13 protein-coding genes and 2 pseudogenes are annotated in these 14,913 nt (G+C 72.6%); 2 read left to right on the top strand and 13 right to left on the bottom strand.

Annotated elements, in window-relative coordinates:
• Positions 1-79: 79 nt before the first annotated feature.
• From R6Y94_RS22845 to R6Y94_RS22820, 6 genes are all read right to left on the bottom strand, one after another.
• Positions 80-706 carry a hypothetical protein gene (locus R6Y94_RS22845; RefSeq protein WP_318397937.1) on the bottom strand — a complete coding sequence of 209 codons (627 nt, stop codon included), beginning with the start codon at positions 704-706 and terminating at the stop codon, positions 80-82.
• A complete protein-coding gene (locus tag R6Y94_RS22840) occupies positions 703-2,196 on the bottom strand; it encodes a HAMP domain-containing sensor histidine kinase (RefSeq protein ID WP_318397936.1) in 1,494 nt (497 codons plus the stop codon). Before R6Y94_RS22840 ends, R6Y94_RS22845 begins: the two co-directional genes overlap by 4 nt.
• 157 nt (positions 2,197-2,353) lie before the next feature.
• On the bottom strand, positions 2,354-3,046 hold the full coding sequence (locus R6Y94_RS22835) for a response regulator transcription factor (RefSeq protein ID WP_318397935.1): 693 nt from the start codon (positions 3,044-3,046) through the stop codon (positions 2,354-2,356).
• A gap of 40 nt (positions 3,047-3,086) precedes the next feature.
• Positions 3,087-4,196, bottom strand: a complete 1,110-nt coding sequence (locus R6Y94_RS22830; protein ID WP_318397934.1) for a phosphatase PAP2 family protein — start codon at positions 4,194-4,196, stop codon at positions 3,087-3,089.
• 144 nt (positions 4,197-4,340) lie between these two features.
• Positions 4,341-4,859: a hypothetical protein gene (locus R6Y94_RS22825; protein WP_318397933.1), complete on the bottom strand. Its 519-nt coding sequence runs from the start codon at positions 4,857-4,859 to the stop codon at positions 4,341-4,343.
• 89 nt (positions 4,860-4,948) lie between these two features.
• Positions 4,949-5,998, bottom strand: a complete 1,050-nt coding sequence (locus tag R6Y94_RS22820) for a helix-turn-helix transcriptional regulator (RefSeq protein WP_318397932.1) — start codon at positions 5,996-5,998, stop codon at positions 4,949-4,951.
• 235 nt (positions 5,999-6,233) lie between these two features.
• Between R6Y94_RS22820 and R6Y94_RS22815 the strand changes: the two genes are divergently transcribed.
• Positions 6,234-8,132 carry a sulfatase-like hydrolase/transferase gene (locus R6Y94_RS22815; RefSeq protein ID WP_318397931.1) on the top strand — a complete coding sequence of 633 codons (1,899 nt, stop codon included), beginning with the start codon at positions 6,234-6,236 and terminating at the stop codon, positions 8,130-8,132.
• A gap of 73 nt (positions 8,133-8,205) precedes the next feature.
• Here R6Y94_RS22815 and R6Y94_RS22810 read toward each other — a convergent pair whose 3' ends face one another.
• The 3 genes from R6Y94_RS22810 to R6Y94_RS22800 form a co-directional block, all read right to left on the bottom strand.
• On the bottom strand, positions 8,206-9,015 hold the full coding sequence (locus R6Y94_RS22810) for an SAM-dependent methyltransferase (protein ID WP_318397930.1): 810 nt from the start codon (positions 9,013-9,015) through the stop codon (positions 8,206-8,208).
• Positions 9,016-9,145: 130 nt separating this feature from the next.
• On the bottom strand, positions 9,146-10,189 hold the full coding sequence (locus tag R6Y94_RS22805) for a cation transporter (RefSeq protein ID WP_318397929.1): 1,044 nt from the start codon (positions 10,187-10,189) through the stop codon (positions 9,146-9,148).
• A gap of 158 nt (positions 10,190-10,347) precedes the next feature.
• A complete protein-coding gene (locus R6Y94_RS22800; RefSeq protein ID WP_318397928.1) occupies positions 10,348-11,088 on the bottom strand; it encodes a TetR/AcrR family transcriptional regulator in 741 nt (246 codons plus the stop codon).
• A gap of 103 nt (positions 11,089-11,191) precedes the next feature.
• Between R6Y94_RS22800 and R6Y94_RS22795 the strand changes: the two genes are divergently transcribed.
• On the top strand, positions 11,192-12,718 hold the full coding sequence (locus R6Y94_RS22795) for an MFS transporter (protein ID WP_318397927.1): 1,527 nt from the start codon (positions 11,192-11,194) through the stop codon (positions 12,716-12,718).
• 120 nt (positions 12,719-12,838) lie between these two features.
• Here R6Y94_RS22795 and R6Y94_RS22790 read toward each other — a convergent pair whose 3' ends face one another.
• The 4 genes and pseudogenes from R6Y94_RS22790 to R6Y94_RS22780 form a co-directional block, all read right to left on the bottom strand.
• Positions 12,839-13,060: a hypothetical protein gene (locus tag R6Y94_RS22790; protein WP_318397926.1), complete on the bottom strand. Its 222-nt coding sequence runs from the start codon at positions 13,058-13,060 to the stop codon at positions 12,839-12,841.
• 25 nt (positions 13,061-13,085) lie between these two features.
• Positions 13,086-13,430, bottom strand: a pseudogene (locus tag R6Y94_RS45240) (zinc-binding dehydrogenase); the annotation flags it as partial.
• A 7-nt stretch (positions 13,431-13,437) separates the two neighbouring features.
• Positions 13,438-13,524: pseudogene (locus R6Y94_RS45235) on the bottom strand (hypothetical protein); the annotation flags it as partial.
• A 341-nt stretch (positions 13,525-13,865) separates the two neighbouring features.
• The gene (locus tag R6Y94_RS22780; RefSeq protein ID WP_318397924.1) at positions 13,866-14,780 is read right to left on the bottom strand and encodes an N-formylglutamate amidohydrolase; all 915 of its coding nucleotides are present in this window, start codon (positions 14,778-14,780) and stop codon (positions 13,866-13,868) included.
• Positions 14,781-14,913 lie beyond the last annotated feature (133 nt).

The following is a 14,913-nucleotide window of genomic DNA, read 5'->3' as shown; positions in this document are numbered from 1 at the left end:
GAGGTTCAGTGGCCGGAGGTGGTGGATGTCGGCGGTGATGATCCCGTGGCGGCAGGTGCGGTGTGCGCCGGGCCGAGGTTCAGTGGCCGGAGGTGGTGGCCCGGGGTACGGCACGGTCGAGGCCGGGCGGCGGGCACCAGACGGGACCGGGGGAGTCCTGGCCCGCATCGTCGGGCGCGGTCGGGCATTCCGACGGGGCGCAGCCGCGCGACTCCCGGCTCCCGTCCGGACCGGTCAGGGTGACCAGGGTGCGGTCCGTCGGCTTGCCGTCCGGAAGGGCGTACCGGACGGTGCAGACGATCTGGGCGACCGCGGTCGCCGACAGCGCCGTCACGTCGGTGCCGAGCTTCACCGTCGTACCGGACGGGTCGGATGCCGTCACCCTGGCCGGCGCGGCGCCCGGCGGGATCTCGGAGGTGTAGCCCTGCTCCCGCTCCGTCGGGTCCGGACCGGCCAGCAGCAGCGCCAGCGCGCCGTCGACCGAACCCGGCGGGGTGGACGGACGCAGCACCAGCGTGACGCGGTGCTCCGCCACGAAGAAGAGGCCGACCCCCTGGGCCGGTCCCGGCGGGGCGGGTCCGCCGGTGATGACCTCGGTCGGCCGGACGCCGCAGCCGGTGGCGAGCACCGTCAGCAGCGCGACGGCGGCGAGCGGTACCCGGCACCATCCTCGACCTCCGCGTCGCGTCCGCCGGATCCCGGTCACCGATCTCCCCCAACGGGTCCGGCCCGGCCCTCGGCGAGCGGCGCCGGGTCGACGCAACGGCGCGGCAGCCGGAGCGTGAACACCGCGCCGCCGGCCGGATCGTTTCCGGCCACCAGACTGCCCCGGTCCGCGCCCGCCCGGTGCAGCCGGGCGTTCTCCCAGGCGATGGCGAGGCCGAGACCGCTGCCCTCGGAGCGGGTCCGGGCGCTGTCCGCCTTGTAGAAGCGGTCGAAGACGTGCGGCAGCACCAGCGGGTCCAGGCCCGGGCCATGATCGCCGACCGACAGGACGACCCGGTCCGGCTCGGTGCCCAGCCGTAGCGACACCGGCGGGGCGCCGTGCCGGAGCGCGTTGCCGACCAGGTTCGCCAGGATCACGTCCAACCGGCGAGGGTCGAGCCGGGCCAGTACGCCCGGCGGCAGATCGGCCACCACCCGCTCGGTCCAGCCCCGGGCACGCAGCGTCGCCCGTACCGCCGCGGCCACGTCGATCTCGTCGAGGGCGAGTGCCGCGGCGCCGCTGTCGAACCTGCTCACCTCGATCAGGTCGTCGACCAGCCGGGTCAGGCTCTGCGTCTCCTGACTGACCAGCCGGGCGGCCCGTCCGGCGTCGCCGGGCATCCGGGGCGCCTCCTCGTCCAGTACGTCGGTGACCGCCGTCATCGCGGCCAGCGGAGTACGCAGTTCGTGCGAGACGTCGGCCACGAAGCGCCGGGCATCCGCCTCCATCCGGCGCAACTCGCCGACCTGCCGTTCCAGCCGCTCGGCGGTGTGGTTGAAGGTACGCGCGACGCGAGCGAGCTCGTCGGAACCGCGTACGGCCAGCCGGGTGCTCAGGTCACCCTCACCGAGCCGGCGGGCCGCCTGGCCGAGGTCCCGGACCGGCCGCAGCACACCCCGGGCGGCGAGCAGCGCCAGCAGCACGGCGAGGGCCAGCGACAGCCCACCCGTCAGCCATGTCGACATCGCGAGCCGGTCGATGCTGCGCTGCTCGGCCTGGAGGCTGTGCAGGCGGTAGATCTCCAAACCGGACGGTCGCGGCGCACCGTCCGGCTGGCTGACCATCAGTTGGGTCCCGATCACCAGGTACGGGAAGCCGTGCGTGACCTGCCGCTGCCAGACGACCCGGCCGTCACGCACCGCCGTACGCAGCTCCGGCGAGAGTACGGCGGAGACCTGGTCGTACCTGGAGCTGTGCCCCTGGTACGCGGCGATCGCAGTGTCGTCGCGGTCGGACAGCTCCGCGGCGATCGCGTCGAGATCGGCCTGACTCGGTGGCAGGCTTCGGATCGGGGTGAGCTGGGCGATCTGCTCCGTCAGCGTGACGACGGCCGCGTCCTGGGCCTGTTGCAGGATGACGTCCCGGGCCTGGACGTAGCTGGCCCCGGCCACGACCGCCGTGGTGGACAGGCCGAGCGAGGCGAAGGCGAGCAGGAGCCGGACCCGCAAACCCGCCGACCACCGGAGCCGCACCGCTGGTTCCGGTCGCATCACGAACCCTGACCGCGCCGCGAATCGCGGCTGCGCCCTGAATCCCGGCTAGGCCCTGAATCCTGGTTGCGCCATGGGCCCTGGTCGCGCCCTGAATCCCGAACGCGCCGGGGAGCCTGGTGGCGGCACGGTTGACGGCGGTGCCGCCGGGCGCGGCTCACAGCGGGCCGAACCGGTAGCCGAAGCCGCGGACGGTCTGCACGTAGACCGGGGCGGCCGAGTCGTCCTCGATCTTCGCCCGCAACCGCTGCACGCAGGCGTCGACCAGCCGCGAGTCGCCGAGATAGCCGTGCTCCCAGACCGCCTCCAGCAGTTGCTGCCGGCTCAGTACCCGACCCGGCGTGCCGGAGAGTTCGAGCAGCAGGCGCAGTTCGGTCGGGGCGAGACCGATCGGCACTCCGGCCTTGCTGACCACCAGCGCAGACCGGTCGATGGTCAGCGCGCCGTACCGCGCCACCGCCGGTTCCGGACCGGACCGCCGGGACTCGCCGCCGGTCCGGCGCAGCACCGCGCGGATCCGCGCCTCCAGTACCCGGGCCTGCACCGGCTTGACCACATAGTCGTCGGCGCCGGCCTCCAGCCCGGCCACCACGTCGATGTCGTCGTTCCGGGCGGTGAGCATGATGATCGGCAGGTCGCCGGCCGACCGGATGCGGCGGCACACCTCGAAGCCGTCCATCCCGGGCAGCATGAGGTCGAGGACGACGACGTCGGCGGTGTCCGTACGCAGCCGGGCCAGCCCCTGCTCGCCGGTTGCCACGGCGTCCACGGTGTGACCCTGGCGGGTCAGGGCCAGTTGGAGGCCGTCGCGCACCGTCTGGTGGTCCTCGATCAACAGCACCCGAGACATGTCACCAACTATCGCATTCCCGCTGAAGTTGCCCTGTCGATCATGAGGCGCGGGATGGAACCGCACCTCCGCTGCCACGCCGTCCGGTTTCCGAACCCGGCCAACGTCCCGGCGTCGTACCGGTCCCGTCCAACCGGCGTCCCGGGATCGTGTCGCGCCCGGGCAACTCGCCGCCCCGGGGGCCCGCCGATCCGAACCGGCCGGCGGCTCGGGTGGAACCGACGAAATCCACCGAACGCACCAGGACCAGGACGGTGGCGACGACCAGGACGACGAACCCGCTTCCGGCCGCGATCGCGACGAAGAATCCGCCGACGCCGCCGGACGCGGCGTACGGGGTGAGTGACGGGGCGAACAGCAGCAGCCCCAGCAGTGGCACCCCGCCGAGCAGACCGAGTGGCCCGAGCAGACCGAGCGGCCCGAACCCGACGGCGGCCGGACCGACCCGGGTAGCCCCGCCGGCCCGGGCCAGCACGGCGGCGGCCAGGCAGAACAGCGCCGCCGCCAGCAGTACGCCGCCGAGGACGTCACTGAACCGGTGCCAACCAGCGATCATCGTGGCCGCGGCGACCGTGCAGACTCCCACCGCACCCGGAACGGCGCACCACGGGCGGGCCGGTGCGGGGAGCACGAGCAGGACGGCGAGCAGCAGCGCCATCGCCGCCGCGACGTGCCCGCTGGGAAAACTGTTGTGCGTCGTCGAGGTGAGCACCCCGAGATCCGGCCGCAGGATCACCTGTTTGGCGACGCTCGCGGCGACCACCGCGGCACCGACCAGGCCGACGCCGACCATCCCCGCCCAGGGCCGCCGCCCCAGCACACCGAGCAGCAGTACGGCCACCAGCAGCAGACCCAACACGGCCGGATCGCCGAACCAGGCCAGTACGCTGCCGGCCGGCTCGACCAGGTCGGTCGGCTGCTCGTACCCGCCGCCCCGCTCGGCCCGGGGCAGCAGCCTCCCGTCGAGGGACTGGCCCGCGCCGGTGCCGACGAATCCGACGGCGGTGAGCGCGAACGCGAGCAGGTATCCGAGCCCGGCGCGGCGCAGCCGGCGGGCCGGTTCTCGGTCGGCGGGTACCGGCCGGCGGTCGGGCCGCCCCGGGGATCGGAGCGGTGTCGTGGACGGGTACGGCGATACCGGATGCACCACCCGAGAATGGCGCGCCGGGGTCCGGAAACCGTGCGGGTCATGTCATGGTTCTGTCACGGCCGCCGGCGTCCGGCTGCCGCGGCGCCCCCGACGACAGCGGGCCGTGTCGCCACCTCCCCGGCCCAGGTCGGGGACGCCGGGCCGCTACCAGCAGCTCCCGCAGACCGGCCGGGGTCCCCAGTCCGCCGAGACGAGTCGGATCATGCGGTCGACCAGCGGGTCGGCGGTGTCCAGCGACCGCACGTCGAGTTGGTGGTCCAGCAGGTCCCACACCACCCGGACGCACTCGACCCGGACCAGGTAGTCGGTGACCACGCAGATCGCGAAGTCCATCCGCCCGGTCGGCACCTTCTTCCGGTCCGAGAACGGGCTGACCCCGGCCGGCGCGTACGGCCGCAGGTGCGACTCGTACACGAGGCCGACCGGGAATCCGGGCTCGTAGATGCCGTACCCGAACGCCGCGCCCGCCTTCTCGTCGACGCAGTCGAGCTGCCCCGCGAGGGTGAGGAAGTCACCCTCCTTGGTCCCGTCCACCGTCGCCACCTCGATGGTGCCGGAGGTGCAGTCGATCCGCTCCCAGACCGGCTCGGCGGCCATCGCCGGGCCGGCGGTCAGCGAGGCCAGCACAGCGGCGACCAGCGCCGCGACCAGGCGTCTTCTCATCGAACCCTTTTCAACCTGGACAGCGGGGCGGGTCCGCCCCGACCGCCACCTCGGGCGACGACGGACCGTAGGGGGAGGTGGGAAAGGGTTCATTGGTGGTCTCCCTCGACCGGCGGTGTGTTCCTCGGTGGGCTCGCCGCCTGCATCGCGCCGAGGGCGAGACCGAGTTGGAAGCGGTTCTCCACGCCGAGCCGGTCCATCAGGGACCGCAGCGCGTAGGTGACCGAGCGGGTGGACATACCGAGTTCCTTCGCGGCGCTGGTGTCGGTATGCCCCTCGGCGAGCAGTGCGACGACCGCCTTCTCTCGTGGTGTGAGCACGACCTCGGGTACTCCGTTCCGACGTGGATCCGTCGCGTCCGTCCAGTGGCGGGCGAACAGCGAGACGAACGACTCGACCGCCGCGGGTTCGACGATCTCCCACGTGCCCCGGTGCAGCCCGTTCGGGTCGACGGCGACCAGCGCGACACGGCGGTCGAAGATCATCAGCTTGTGTGGCAGCCGAGGCGCCTCGCGGTACTCCCCGCCCAACCGCGCGAACTCGCTCGCGTGCCGCGACGACCGGTCACCGTCGGCCGGTGCCCGACCCAGCGAGCGCAGCCGGATCCGGCGCCGGAGCAGCGCGATGTCCATCGGGGCGGCGATCGCCAGCGCGTCGGTGCTGAAGACCTCCTCCGGGTTCATCGCCAGGTGCTCGACCCGCTCCACCGCCACCAGTTCGGCGATACGCCGGCGGGTCGCCTCGCGGTCCGGCAGCCGCCGGGCCGGAAACGGGCGGACCATGCCCGGCCGCAACAGGCCGGCCGCGACCTCGGTCGCCGGGGCGGCCCGCCGGAGGGCGCGCCGTCGCAGGTTGGTCACCGCCACGTCCACCTCGGCCGCCCGCCAGGTCACCGCCTCGGTGCCGTGCCCGGCCGGCGCGGCGGCCGGCTCGACCAGGTCGGCCTCCGCCAACTCGTCCAGTGCGGCGCGGACCCGGCGCACCGCGAGACCGAGACTGGTGGCGATGCCGCCGGTGCTCCGGGAACCGAAGGTGACCAGGCAGCGGTAGACCAGATCGGCATCGGCGGAGACTCCCCAACGGACCAGTAGCGGCACCGCCCGCCCGACGGCCAGCACCCCCGTGCTCCTGCCCGTCATGAACAACTCCCTCCCCCTGGGAATCGGTACGTCGCGATACAAACACAGGACGGCACCGATGTCTCGGGCCAGCAAGATCACCAGGTTGATTCGTTGCGTGATCACGCAACGCGAGGGCGGCCGGCGAGGCTCGTTGAACCGCAGGCCCGGAAATCCCGTTCTAGCTCACGGGCGGCGAGGCCGTTGCGAGCCTGGCCCGCCTCGCCAGTACGACCGCCAGGAGAGGATCCTCGGGTTGTCACTCTTCACACGCTTCCGCCAGGTGCCGGACCAGGAACGGACGTCCACGACGGACGACCCGCCGCCGGGCGGACGCCCCGGGGACGACCCGGCCGGGGACGACGACACCGACTCCGCCGCCGACCCGGCCACGCCCGGTCGGATCGAGGCGGCGGCGAGCAGTCGGGACGCCGTCGACCCCTCGCCGGCCGGGCACGGGGAGAGCGCCGGCTCCGGAGGTGGCGGCGACGGTACGGGCGGCGACGGGGCGGCGGAACAGCGGCACCGCTCGCCCGTTCGGCGGATCGTGACGCAGTTGACGACGGTACTGGCGGCCCTGCTCGTGCTGCTCGCCCTGACCGCGGGCAACAAGCCGGACCAGTTCACCCTCGGCACGCTGGCACGGATTCCGGTGGAGGCGCTCCTCGGCGTCGTCCTCGTCCTCGCGTTGCGGCCGGGGGCCCGACGGGCGGCGGCCGTACTCGGTGGCGTCGGTCTCGGCCTGCTCGCCCTGCTCAAGATCGTGGACATGGGCTTCCACGCCGTACTCGCCCGGCAGTTCGACCCGGTCCTCGACTGGATCCTGCTGGACGACGGTATCTCGTTCCTCACCGACTCCTTCGGCCGAGGCGCCGCGATCGGTGCGGCGATCGTGGCCGCGCTGCTCGCCGTCGCGGTGGTCGTGCTGACCACCCTGGCGGTGCTCCGCCTGACCGACCTGGTGGCCCGGCACAGCGTCGCCGCGACGCGCACCGCCGTGGTGCTCGGCGCGGCCTGGCTCGCCTGTGCGGTGCTCGGCGTACAGATCGTTCCCGGCGTACCGGTGGCGGCCCGGAACACGGCCGGCCTGGCGTACGGACGGGCACAGCAGATCCGCGACGGCCTGCGCAGCCAGCAGGAGTTCAGCCGGCAGGTCGCCGTGGACGCCTTCCGCGACGTTCCCGGTGACCGGCTGCTCACCGGCCTGCGCGGCAAGGACGTCCTGCTCGTCTTCGTCGAGAGCTACGGTCGGGACGCGGTCGAGGACCCGGAGTTCGCGCCGCAGGTCGGTGCGGTACTCGACGCCGGTACGCAGCGGCTGGCCGCCGCCGGCTTCGCCGCGCGCAGCGCCTACCTCACCTCACCGACGACGAGCAGCGGCAGTTGGCTGGCCCACTCCACGTTCCTGTCCGGTCTTTGGATCGACAACCAGCAGCGGTACCGAAACCTCGTCACGACCGACCGGCTGACCCTCACCGGCGCCTTCCGGCGGGCGAACTGGCGGACCGTCGGCATCATGCCGGGCGTCACCCGGGCCTGGCCCGAGGGAGAGCTGTACGACTACGAGAGGATCTACGATTCGGGCCAGCTCGGCTACCACGGCCCGAAGTTCAGCTGGGCCACCATGCCCGACCAGTACGCCCTGGCCGCCTTCGAACGGTACGAACACGGTACGCCGAACGCGGCCCCGTTGATGGCGGGGATAACCCTGGTGTCCAGCCACGCGCCCTGGACCCCCACTCCCCGGTTCGTCGACTGGGACGACCTCGGTGACGGATCCGTCTTCGCGCCGATGGCGAAGGAGGGTGAGCCGAAGCGCTCGCGCTGGGTCAATCCGGCGAAGGTGCGTGCCGACTACCGGCAGTCCGTCGAGTACTCGCTGAACAGCCTGATCTCCTACGTCGAGAAGTACGGCGACGACGACACGGTGGTCGTCTTCCTCGGTGACCACCAGCCCTCCCCGGTGGTGACCGGCGCCGGTGCCAGCCGGGACGTGCCGATCACCGTCGTGGCGCACGACCCGGCGGTGCTGGACCGGATCTCCCGGTGGGGCTGGCAGGACGGCCTGAAGCCGGGCCCGCGGGCGCCGGTCTGGCGGATGGACTCCTTCCGGGACCGCTTCCTGACCGCCTTCGGGCCACGGCCCTCTTCCTGACCGACTCCTCGCACCCCCCGCGATCCGGGGTGGCCGGGCCAGGCGCCGAACGGTGTCTGGCCCGGCCCGGGCGTCAGGGTTTGCGGCCGATGCCGCCGAACCCGTCGACCGGTTCCGCGTCGGGGCTCTCCGGGCGCCACCGCGAGATGGAGACGATGCCCGGCTCCAGCAGGGTCAGGCCGTCGAAGCAGCGTTCGATCTGCTCCGGGCTGCGCAGCACGTACGGGACGGCACCGGTGTCGTCGTAGCCCTGCTGGGCCTCGTCGAATCCCTCGGTGGTGTTGGTGCTGTCCCAGAGCACCAGGTAGCTGCCGCTGGGCACGGAGGCCATCACCCGGGCCACAATGGACCGTGCCTCCTCGTGGTCGGCGACGTGCCCCAGTACGCCCATGAACATGACCGCGATCGGCTGGGTGAAGTTCAGGATGTTCCGGGCGTCGGCGATGATCTGGTCGGGATCGTGGAGGTCCGCGTCGACGTAGCCGGTCACCCCCTCCGGAGTGGTGTTGCTGAGCAGGGCGCGGGCGTGGGTGAGCACGAGCGGGTCGTTGTCGACGTAGACGATCCGGGACTCCGGGGCAGCCCGCTGGGCCACCTGGTGGGTGTTGTCCAGGGTCGGCAGGCCGGTACCGATGTCGAGGAAGTTGCGGATCCCCGCCTCGGCCGCCAGGTGGTGCACGGCCCGGATCAGAAAGCGCCGGGACTGCTTGGCCAGTGGGACGATGCCGGGAAACTGCCGCCGGTAGGCGTCTCCGGCCTCTCGGTCGGCGGCGAAGTGGTCCTTGCCGCCCATCCAGTAGTTCCAGATCCGGGCCGAGTGCGGCACGCCGGTGTCGAGCCCGTCCGGCCATCCGCGATCTACTGGCAGCGCTTCCTTCGTCACTTGGCTTCCCCAGGGTTCCCGTAGCGAACGCGACCACTCCACCGTAGATCGTCGATCTGTCCTACGCACCCTCCGGTGGACGGTCCGCTGCGCCGGCCCGACGGGGCGCCGGCCACCGTTCGGGTACGGCTCAGACCACCAGGAGGATGGTCATCCCGAGGTACGTGACCAGCAGCAGTACGCCCTCGAAGCCGAGCCGCCCCCAGCCGCAGGTCTGCCGGACGAGCAGCCCGCCGAGCAGGATCGCGGTCATGAACAGCCCGCTGGTGGTGATGAACAGATCCTCGCTGCCGGCGGCGTGGTAGATGGAGCCCTGCCGGTACGCGATGTCGCCGACCACCAGGGTGATCACGTCGAGGATGTTCCCGCCGAGTACGGCGGCCACGGCGAGGGTGACCGCCCCCCGGCGGACGGCGGCGATCGCGGTGACCGTCTCCGGCAGCCCGTTCACGATGCCGAGCAGGACCCCGCCGGTGAACCCGGTGGTGAGACCCGTGGTCTCGACGACGCTCTCGGCGGCCAGCGACACCGCCCAGCCGCTCGCCGCGACGAGTACGCCGACCAGCACGAACCGCCCCCACAGCGTGCCCATGCCGTGCTTGTCGAGGGCACCGTGGTCCTGTGGTACGTCGGGTTGCGTCTCCTTGGTGCCGACGGCCTGCCACATCGGTCTGGTGCCGGCGGTCCGGATCAGTCGGAGCCCGCCGAGGTAGCAGGCGACGATCACGACGGACACCGGGTGGATGCCGCCGATGGTGACGTTCGGGCTGTAACTGCCCAGCAGGGCGAGGGCGAGCAGGGCGATCAGCAGGCAGCCGAAGAGCAGGTTCGACGGGGCGGCGGCGGCGTGTTCGAGGTTGACCCGGCGGTAGAAGGCGTCCGCGACCGCGACCGCGGTGGTCTGGGCGGCGATCCCGCCTACCGCGTTGCTGTAGCCGAGCTGCGGATGGTTGCCCGCCGCGGTGACCGCGGTCATCACGATCCCGGAGAGCCCGGTCGCGACGCCGAAGAAGACCACCCCGAAGACGGCCTCGCCCCAGCCGGTCCGGTCCGCCAGGGCGTCGCCCAGGGCGACGAGCCGGATGCTGCCGAGGATCGTGAGCAGGCCCGCGACGGCGAAGACGCCGACGCTCGGCCCGAGTGGCCAGGGCGTGGCGGGGAGAAAGCCCAGCATCGGGGGGTTATTCCCGAGTTGCCGGCTCCGAAGCATGCGCCTGGAGCGCTGCGTCACCGCGGCGGCGGGACCGGCAGCCCCCGGCCGTCGGCCGGGAACGGTCATGCCCTGGCGGTCAGCCTGAAGGCGGTCATGCCCTGGCGGTCAGCCGGGAACCGTTACCGGTCCGGACTGTCCAGCCACATCTCCAGCCCGTCGAGCAACCGATCCAGCCCGAAGGTGAAGCTCTCGTCCCAGATCCGCTCCGGGACGTACGCCGCCCCGCCGACCTCCTGCCGCCACTTGTCGTAGTGCGGATGCTCGCTGGCAATCCGCCCCAGTCGGGGTTCCAGCTTCGCCGCGATCTCGGCCATCGACATTCCGGACTGCCGCATGCTGGTGACCATCGCCGAGATGGTCGTCGCCGAGCCGATAGCGTAGGAGGTCAGCAGCGCACTCGCGTGCGAGAGTTCCAGCCCGGAGAAGCCGGCCGCGGAGAGCAGCGCCACGGTCCGGTCGCCGATGCGCATCGCGTTCGGGCCGTAGTTCGGGCGTACGCCGAGCAGGCCGATCACCCACGGGTGGCGGAGCAGCATCTCCCGGGTGCCGGCGGTCAGCACCGAGGCGCCGATCCGCCAGCTCGTGTCACCGACCTCGGGGACGTAGACCTCGCCCATCACCTCGTCGACCGCGAGTTCGAGCAGTTCGTCCTTGTTCGTCACGTACCAGTACACCGAGGTGGTGCCCGAACCGAGTCGAGTGCCGAGCCGGCGCATGCTGAGCCCGGCCAGTCCCTCGGCGTCCAGCAGTTCGATCGCGGCCCGGACGATCTGCTCCCGGCTCAGCGAGGGCTGTTCGCCCCGGGTCCGGGGCGGGCGCAGCCACACCGAGTTGGTGAACGGGTCCGATTTCGGCGGCATCCATGGTCCCTTCGACCCGGCCAGTCTACCGACCGTCGTACGGTGTTCGAGATTGCTGGTACGGTGTTCGAGAATTCTCGCACGCTGTACGAGCGGAGGTCCCATGCCCACACCCCACCCGCGTCGCTGGTGGATCCTCGGCGTGCTCTGTCTGAGCCTGCTGGTGGTCGTCATCGACAACATGGTGCTCAACATCGCCATCCCGTCGCTGATCCGCGACCTCGGGGCCAGCGCCTCGGACATCCAGTGGATTCTCGACTCGTACATCCTGGTCTTCGCCGGGCTGCTACTGACCGCCGGCAGCCTCTCCGACCGGCACGGCCGCCGACGTGGCCTGGTGATCGGCCTGGTCGTGTTCGGCGGCGCGTCCGTGCTGGCCACGCTCTGCCAGACCCCCGGCCAACTCGTCGCGGCCCGGGCCCTGATGGGGGTGGGCGCCGCCTTCCTGATGCCCGGCACGCTCTCGATCCTCACCACCGTCTTCGCCGAGTCCGAGCGGAAGAAGGCCATCGCGATCTGGAGTTCCGTGCTGGTGCTCGGTGCCCTGGGCGGCCCGACCGTCGGCGGCCTGCTGTTGCAGCACTTCTGGTGGGGATCGGTGTTCCTGCTCAACGTCCCGATCGCCATCCTCGGCATCGTCGCCGCGCTCGTGATCATCCCCGAGTCACGCGGTCCGGCCAGCCGGCCCGACGTGGTCGGCGCGCTGCTCTCCACGGTCGGCATGACGGCGCTGGTCTGGGCGGTCATCTCGTCGGTCAAGGACGGCTGGTCGTCCCCGCCGACCGTCACCGGCCTGGTCGGCGCGGCCGTGCTGCTCACCGCGTTCGCGCTGTGGGAGCGCCGGGTCGCCGAGCCGATGCTGCCGATGGCACTGTTCCGGGACCGCAACTTCGGCGGGGCCAGCCTCTCCATCGTGCTGCTCTCGCTCTCCGCCGGCGGCGTACTGCTCGCCCTGACGCAGTACCTCCAGTTCGTCCTCGGGTACGGGCCGATGCGGGCCGGCCTGGCGTTCGTCCCGATGCTGGTCACCGTGATGGCCTGCAACGGCCTCGGGGTACTGGTCGACAAGCGGTTCGGTGCCCGGGTCGCGGTCGCCGCCGGGCTGTCGCTGATGGCCGTCGGCTTCGGCGTACTCGCCTCGATCGGGCCCGCCGACGGCTATCCGACGCTGGCCGTCGCACTGGTGCTGATCGGCGCGGGCAGCGGCGTCACCGGACCGCCGGCGGTCGGCACCCTGCTCGCCGCACTGCCCCCGGAACGGGCCGGCGTCGGCTCGGCGGTCAACGACACCGTGCAGCAGATCGGCGCGGCGCTCAGCGTCGCGGTGCTGGGCAGCGTACTGGCCGCCGCCTACCGGGCCGCGGTGCCGGCGGAGGTCACCGGGCCGGCCCGGGAATCCATCGGCGACGCCCTGCGGATCGCCACCGCCACCGGCGACGACACCCTGGCCCGACTGGCCCGGGACGCCTTTGTCGAGGCGATGTCCAGCACCGCGATCGTCGGGGTGGTCGGTGGCATCGCCGCCGCCGTCGTCGCGGCGCTCGTGATCCGGCCGAAGCCGACTCCGCCGGCACCGCCGGCCGTGGAGCGGGAACCGATCGTGGCGGACGGAGCGGTCACGACCCGGTGACCCCAGCACGGTCTGACCCGCACCGGCCGCGCTGGAGGATGCGGGTCGGACGGCGATCCCTTCCGCAGGCTGCCTGCCGGCACGGTTGGCCGGTCGAGCACCGTCGGCCGGCTCGGCCGGTCAGCCGGTGAACCGCAGCACCGGCTTGATCGTACGGCCGGCGTGTACGTCGTCGGCGGCGCGCTGGATCTGTCCGAAGTCGTACCCGGTGACGAGCCGGTCCACCGGTAGCCGGCCCTGCCGGTGCAGCCGGACCAGGGCCGGGATCAGCGACTGGGTCTCGACGCCGCCGATGGTCACCCCGACCGCCGACCGGCCGGGCAGCATGGCGTTGACGTCCACCCGGCACGGTGGTGCCGAAGGGCGGCGCGCCGACGAACGCGAAGGTCCCGCCGACGGCCAGGCTGGCCAGGCCGGCGGAGATGACCGGCGGCGCGCCGCTGGCGTCCAGGATCCGGTCGACGCCGTGCCCGTCGGTCAGCCGGGCGAGGGTCTCGGCAAGGTCGTCCGAGCCGGTGTCGACGGTGTCGGTGGCGCCGAGCTCGCGGGCCAGCCGGAGCCGGTCCGGCACCCGGTCCACCGCGATGATCTGCGCGGCGGGGCTCAGCGCGGCGGCCATCACCGCACTCAGCCCGACGGTGCCGGTGCCGAGGATCGCGATGCTGGCCCCGGGACGCGGCCGCAGCGGCGGCGCCGACCGCCTGCACCACACCGGCACCCTCGTGGCCGAGTACGCCGGGCAGTGGAAACGGGGCGAAGCCGGCCTGCACGGTCAGATCGGTCTGGCATATGCCGGCGGCGACCATCCGGACCACGACCTCGTGCTCGGCCGGGCCGTCCAGCACGATCTGCTCGACGACGAAGGGCTTGCCGGCGCCGCGGACGACCGCCGCGGTGGTGGGGATCGACATCTGGTCTCCTGCGGTCGGCCTGCCACCCGGATCGGTCGTCAGCCATCGATGAACCTAACTGTTTGTTTGTAGCCTCCGGATCACCGGGCGTCAAACCCGGCCCGCGTAGAGTGCACCGGCTCGCGGGAGCCGGACCGGACGTGCCGACTCCGGGCACGTCCGGTCCGCCGACGCCGGGTTCCGGCCCGGGCACGTCCGGTCCGCCGACGCCCGGTTCCGGGGACGTCCGGGCCGGCTCAGCCGGTGCGGCGACCGGGGTTGGCATCCACCGCGTCGACCAGCGTGGCCAGTGCCCCGGCCATGGTGGCCAGGCCGCCGGTCGGCGGTCCGCCGGGCTCGACCAGGTAGCCGTCCCGCCGGATCTCCACCATCAGCGCGGTCACCCGCCGGTCCCGGCCGTAGTGCCGCAGCGGCACGTAGCAGCCCGCGAACGGGGTGTCCACTCCGGTACCGCCGCAGCCGGCGAAGGCGGCCCGGCCGGCCGCCAGCAACCAGTCCGGGGTGTGCGCCGGATCGGTACCGAGGCAGACCGCCGGACGTTCGGTGCCGCCGATCTCGTACGGTAGCCGGCGGCTCGGATAGGAGTGCACGTCCAGCACGGTCACCCGGCCGCGTACGGCCAACCGGGCCTCCACCAGGTCGGTGATGGCCCGGGCGTAGGGCCGGTACCAGCGGTCGAGCAGCACCTCCTCGCTGACCGGGTCGTCGGCGCGCAGCGGGGAGCCGTCGCTGGTCCTGGTGTAGACGGCGGCCATCCCGACCGCCCGCATCGACTCCCGCTCGTCCGGGAAGCGCTCCGGGTCGACGACCAGCCGGGAGAGCAGGTTCACGAACGTCCACGGGGTACGCCGGGTGGAGGTGGCGGCCCGGGCCGCGATCAGGTCGGTGTGCGCGTCGGTCATCCGGGCCAGTTCGGTCGCCAGGGCGGCGTCGTCGAGCAGTAGCCCGGCGCGTACGTCCGGCGGGACCAGCCGACCGGCGTGCGGGACGTGCAGGACCACGTCGCTGTCGGCGGCGCCCGGCAGGACCCGGAAGCCCACCGCCGGCTCCGCCCCGCTGTGCCGCACCACCACCGCCGTCCCGTCGACCCGCTGCCGGCGGACGTTAGCACGGCGGCGGCCGGCGTGACCGCTGGTCCTTCCGGGGCTCACCGGTGCAACGCCGCGCACGACCGGCGGGATGGCCGCTTCCGCGTGCCGTCGAAGCTGGACGGTTCAGGTTCCGACAGATGTGCGTTGTTCGATCGGCTCCCTCGCCCGTAACCTACGCACGCCCCTGACCGGC

Origin of the sequence: Plantactinospora sp. KLBMP9567 (genome assembly GCF_033446045.1) — a bacterium.
In the GTDB taxonomy this organism is placed as follows: domain Bacteria; phylum Actinomycetota; class Actinomycetes; order Mycobacteriales; family Micromonosporaceae; genus Plantactinospora.
The sequence above is the reverse complement of the archived record's forward strand: the minus strand, read 5'-3'. Positions and strand labels throughout refer to the sequence as shown.

What these genes read in the sequence shown, in the direction of transcription:
- R6Y94_RS22800 (WP_318397928.1), bottom strand. Translation starts at nt 11,088, where the DNA reads ATGCCGCCGAAATCGGACCCGTTCACCAACTCGGTGTGGCTGCGCCCG.
- R6Y94_RS22825 (WP_318397933.1), bottom strand. Translation starts at nt 4,859, where the DNA reads ATGAGAAGACGCCTGGTCGCGGCGCTGGTCGCCGCTGTGCTGGCCTCG.
- R6Y94_RS22795 (WP_318397927.1), top strand. Translation starts at nt 11,192, where the DNA reads ATGCCCACACCCCACCCGCGTCGCTGGTGGATCCTCGGCGTGCTCTGT.
- R6Y94_RS22840 (WP_318397936.1), bottom strand. Translation starts at nt 2,196, where the DNA reads ATGCGACCGGAACCAGCGGTGCGGCTCCGGTGGTCGGCGGGTTTGCGG.
- R6Y94_RS22805 (WP_318397929.1), bottom strand. Translation starts at nt 10,189, where the DNA reads ATGCTGGGCTTTCTCCCCGCCACGCCCTGGCCACTCGGGCCGAGCGTC.
- R6Y94_RS22820 (WP_318397932.1), bottom strand. Translation starts at nt 5,998, where the DNA reads ATGACGGGCAGGAGCACGGGGGTGCTGGCCGTCGGGCGGGCGGTGCCG.
- R6Y94_RS22835 (WP_318397935.1), bottom strand. Translation starts at nt 3,046, where the DNA reads ATGTCTCGGGTGCTGTTGATCGAGGACCACCAGACGGTGCGCGACGGC.